The organism is Brenneria roseae subsp. americana (assembly GCF_003115815.1).
Taxonomy (GTDB): Bacteria; Pseudomonadota; Gammaproteobacteria; order Enterobacterales; family Enterobacteriaceae; genus Brenneria; species Brenneria roseae.
The window spans coordinates 1-3,427 of the sequence record NZ_QDKJ01000035.1; the positions used below are offsets into that span (position 1 = coordinate 1).

Sequence of the window (3,427 nt, forward strand, 5' to 3'; positions counted from 1 at the left end):
ATATTCTAGTATTCCCGGAGAATGCGTTTCCGCCGATTTATGTTTATTTGAGTAAGCCCCCGGTTGAGTTTTTAGAAGTCGAGCTTTACAGTGATTTTGAAGGTAGATCGCGGCAGGGTGAATATCAAGTTGACCATATCCCTTCGGCTGCTGCTGTAAAAGCTCACTACAAGCGTTTGCACCCAGAACTTGGGCCAAAGGAACTGAAAAAGTTGTCTGAAAGGGTAGCTGCAATTGCTGTCCCTACTGGCGTCCATCAAAAAAATAGTGAAACTTATGGTGGTCGAAATACAGCAGAACGGATAGAAATAGATAGCAATGATCTTCGCTCTGCTGCTGATAGTAACTTTGATGCGGAAAAGCAAGCTCTTAAAGAATATGGCGCAACAGAAGAGCAATTGGAAAAAGCAAGAGCAAGATTGCACCAACTAAATGAAAGTGTGGGGTTATACAAAAAGTGACTGTGAATGTTGAAGCACTATTGAATCGAATAGGTAAAACCTACCAAGAGATCTTTGATGAAGGATTGATCCCTTATAAAACCAAACCTAAAGGGGATTCAGGTGATCCTGTATTGGATTTAGATATGGTCAAAGAATGTATCTACCTGGCTTTTCATCGGTCATCGAGAAAACTATTTTGCGTGACACTTACACTCTTTGATGAAGACAGGCCAACGCAGCAATTTCCAAATGAACTGCCTCCTCCTTTTAAGAAGGAGATGAGTATCGACTGGATGCATGAACAATTTGGCACTCCAGAGAAAACCATTCCTCCCAAGGTTATTGGTGGTCTTCAATTTGGAATAAAAGAAAAATATACTTTAGATGGTTTTCATATTCCCCTAAAAATGCAGATAGCCTATACCGATAAAAATATCGTTGAATCAATAACAGTTATGCCAACAGAAGAAATGACGTGGTGATTACATAATTTAAATTACAGTCTCGAAATAGCAGCACAACGAGCTTTGAGTGCTGCTCACTTTTTCCACCACAATTACAATTGTGGCCTTAATGCGTTATCCCCATGGCCGTTTCCTTAGTCTACGTGTATCTGTAGTCCCTCCGGTTTTTAGTACCACCGCCAATGAGGATCTCCGGCCAGTTTTTGCCTCGCATAGATAACAGGTGGCATATCACCCAGTGAGCTATGCGGGCGTTCCTCGTTATATTCTGTGCGCCAGTCTTCTGCTAGTTCCTTGAGAATTTCATGATCTAAACTCAGGGATGCGTACATCTGCTTTAACCGGCGATTTTCCTCTTCCAGCTCTTTCATACGTTTGATATCAGAGGACTCCATGCCGCCGTATTTGGCTTTCCAGTTGTAATAGCTGGCTTCCGACACACCGTTTTCTCGGCACACATCCGTCACATGCCGACCACCTTCAACTTCTTTTAGAACCGGCAGGATCTGAGTTTCAGTGAAACGCGCTTTCTTCATGATGAGCCTCCGCTGGTTGTATTTTAACCAGAGAACTCCATTAAGCGGTAAGACTAAATTCAGGGGGGGACTACAAACCCAGTGAAGCTGATGGCCTAAAAGTGACGCAGGTTTCATATACATGGAAATTGGCCGATGTGCCGAGATGGGTTGATAAAGATGCCTTTTCTGGTGTGAAAGGTATGGCTGAACCAGAAGAGGCCAAAATTGTTCTGGTGAAAACCAATAAAGGCTGGGCAGTAAGGTAGATTTACTCTCATTGCAAGTTGTGCGTGAATAGCCCTCCGTAGGGCTGTTCACTTAAAAGCTCTTAGGTAAATTACATCATTTACTTATTATTACTAAAGGATTAATATTGCCACCATGAATATATTAATTTTTTTAGGTCATTAATACATGGAAATTGATCATATATTTATTTGCTCTGAGCATAACGCACCTATTGCTGATGTTTTAGTTGAAAATGGTATATTGGAGGGAACACATAATATACATCCCGGACAAGGAACAGCCAATCGTCGTTTCTTTTTCAATAATGTGTTTCTTGAGTTTATTTATCTTGAAGAACCTTCCTATCAGCATAAAAGAACATCTCCAGAACTTGATATTATTCAGAGGTTAACGGATCAGAAAAAGTTCTACTCTCCATTTGGTGTAGGGTGCCGTCCAACGAGACAGGGAGAATCCGTTCCTTTCCCTCACTGGCAGTATCAGCCAAGCTACCTACCTGCTGGCTACTCTATTGATGTGGGGATCGCTATACCCAATGAGCCACTTTGGTTTTTTTTGGATTTTTCTGGGCGCCCAGATCAGGTTGAAGATGAAAAACGTCAACCTCTTAATCATCCTTGCGGGATTCGAGAATTAACGGGCATTCAATTAAGCATACCAAAAGGAAATCCTCTTTCTCTTTCGGCAGATGCAGTGAAAAAGATAGATGGTGTCGAAATAAATCAAGGAGAGATACATAACCTTACTCTTACATTTGATTCTGGTGAACAGAATAAAAAAATAACGTTTTCTCCTGAGATGCCATTAACAATTTTTTATTGATGAATCATTATAACGTAGATCAAACTTTATAGATTATTTGGGGCGTATTAATTGAAGTGAGGTGGATTTTTTCGCGATAGCTAAATTAGGAGTATAATCCTGAACACTATTTGTTAATATGTGTTGAGGGCAGCGTGGAAAACGAATGATCTTTTCAGGTGTTGGCCTATAGCTGTCACTGTTGAATCGTGCGCGTTTTTCAAACTCAGCGCGTGGGACAGAGATGCCCAGCACCTCATCAAATACATAGTTTTCAGCAATACGCTTATCGTGCTCAATATCAGGGGCAACAGGTTTCTTCTTGGCCCAGATGAATTTCTCTCTTATATATCCTACTACCAACAGCGTGAAACGCTTGAACACACACTCTGGCGAGGTTGAACCTGTTTTCTTTTACTTTTAACAGGAGCGCGTTTGACCGCTCTGGCCGTTGAAGAGGATGGAGTTTTCAGTTTAGTGCGTGTATGAGGCGCAGGGGCAACCAGAACAGGCTTTTGGTCTGTTGATGATGCCGACTGCGAACCTGTTTCAGGTAATACGATTTCAACAGGCTCAGGCAGCTCGGACACGATGAAGCTTCTGAGGTCAACAACGATCTGCTGGTCCAGATCTTTAAAGGTGCGGTAAGTAGCCTGCGCTTCCTGTTTCATCTCATCACGAACAACCTGTTCAGCAGCACGTTTTTCCTGAGCACTCTTGCTGTTCCATTTGGCACGGTGAATACGCTGCATTGGTGGGCGGCTGGTTGCTGTTGCCTTGGCAAGCCATAACGCTTTTTCTTCAACATCCAATGTAATCGCAGCATTTGTATCCAATTCAGCAATATCTTTTTCACCAATATCAGGGAACAGGTAGGTTTCAAGTCTTGCCCAGACAGAGCGTTGATAATCTTCCGACCATGTGGTTTTGGTGGCAAACCAGCTTTTGGCAA

Annotated in this window: 3 protein-coding genes and 3 pseudogenes; 4 read left to right on the top strand and 2 right to left on the bottom strand. The window is 42.3% G+C overall.

From position 1 onward, the window contains the following. Both B4923_RS20980 and B4923_RS20570 read left to right on the top strand, forming a co-directional pair. A pseudogene (locus B4923_RS20980) lies at positions 1 to 461 on the top strand (S-type pyocin domain-containing protein); the annotation flags it as partial. A gap of 2 nt (positions 462 to 463) precedes the next feature. Next, positions 464 to 925 (top strand): DUF6392 family protein, encoded by a 462-nt coding sequence (locus B4923_RS20570; protein WP_342752582.1) that lies wholly within the window; start codon positions 464 to 466, stop codon positions 923 to 925. Positions 926 to 1,074: 149 nt separating this feature from the next. On the opposite strand, the gene B4923_RS20575 is transcribed toward B4923_RS20570, so the two are convergent. After that, entirely contained in the window at positions 1,075 to 1,443 is a 369-nt protein-coding gene (locus tag B4923_RS20575) for a transposase (RefSeq protein ID WP_109491548.1), read from the bottom strand. Positions 1,444 to 1,523: 80 nt separating this feature from the next. On the opposite strand from B4923_RS20575, the pseudogene B4923_RS21180 reads away from it, so the two are divergent. Together B4923_RS21180 and B4923_RS20585 are read left to right on the top strand one after the other, a co-directional pair. Beyond that, positions 1,524 to 1,691: pseudogene (locus B4923_RS21180) on the top strand (DNA-directed RNA polymerase subunit beta); the annotation flags it as partial. A gap of 148 nt (positions 1,692 to 1,839) precedes the next feature. Beyond that, positions 1,840 to 2,496: a glyoxalase-like domain protein gene (locus B4923_RS20585; protein ID WP_109491549.1), complete on the top strand. Its 657-nt coding sequence runs from the start codon at positions 1,840 to 1,842 to the stop codon at positions 2,494 to 2,496. 33 nt (positions 2,497 to 2,529) lie between these two features. Here B4923_RS20585 and B4923_RS20590 read toward each other — a convergent pair. Next, a pseudogene (locus B4923_RS20590) lies at positions 2,530 to 3,427 on the bottom strand (phage integrase central domain-containing protein); the annotation flags it as partial.

What these genes read in the sequence shown, in the direction of transcription:
- B4923_RS20575 (WP_109491548.1), bottom strand. Translation starts at nt 1,443, where the DNA reads ATGAAGAAAGCGCGTTTCACTGAAACTCAGATCCTGCCGGTTCTAAAA.
- B4923_RS20585 (WP_109491549.1), top strand. Translation starts at nt 1,840, where the DNA reads ATGGAAATTGATCATATATTTATTTGCTCTGAGCATAACGCACCTATT.